This window comes from Xenorhabdus sp. PR6a (assembly GCF_028599065.1).
GTDB lineage: Bacteria > Pseudomonadota > Gammaproteobacteria > Enterobacterales > Enterobacteriaceae > Xenorhabdus > Xenorhabdus doucetiae.
The window spans coordinates 1-519 of record NZ_JAQRFJ010000216.1 but is presented as its reverse complement, the minus strand read 5'-3'; the positions used below and the strand labels follow the sequence as shown (position 1 = coordinate 519).

Here is a 519-nt window from a genome sequence, read left to right as displayed (position 1 = left end):
GAAAGGAAGCCACATTTGTTACGTACATATCACAATTATCATGTTCATCATCAAACTCATTAATTCCCATTATTGAACTGCTTTTAATATAACCACATTCTCATAATTACCCGCCAATACATCCAGTCGCTCGCACCATTTGTTCAAAGCATCTCGTTTCTCTGGTAAGTACTGACTCTTATTGTATATCGCCATAATACCCGGCAAAGCATGGCCTAGAAGCTGTTCTACAATATGTGGTGCTATTCCCATGTCATTTAATTTAGTTGCAAACGTTCGCCTTAAGTCATGCAAAGACCATTCCTCGTCATGCTCTAATTTTTTCCATATTTTTCTGCCGTATTGTGCGACTGCTTCAAGTTTTTTAATTTCCCCTAAGAGGTAACCACTTTTATTGTTTTGATAAGCAAGGTTTTCTAAGAATGCTTTCATATATTCCGGTATTGGACGAATGATTTTCTCACCTGTCTTGCTATTTTCTTTTGGAACAGTCCATAACATAGAATTAAAATTCCATTC

1 protein-coding gene is annotated in these 519 nt (G+C 36.4%); it reads right to left on the bottom strand.

Annotated elements, in window-relative coordinates; genetic code table 11:
• Nucleotides 1–69 precede the first annotated feature (69 nt).
• The coding region (locus tag PSI15_RS18425; protein WP_273584777.1) for a site-specific integrase at nt 70–519 on the bottom strand (450 nt) is incomplete at its 5' end.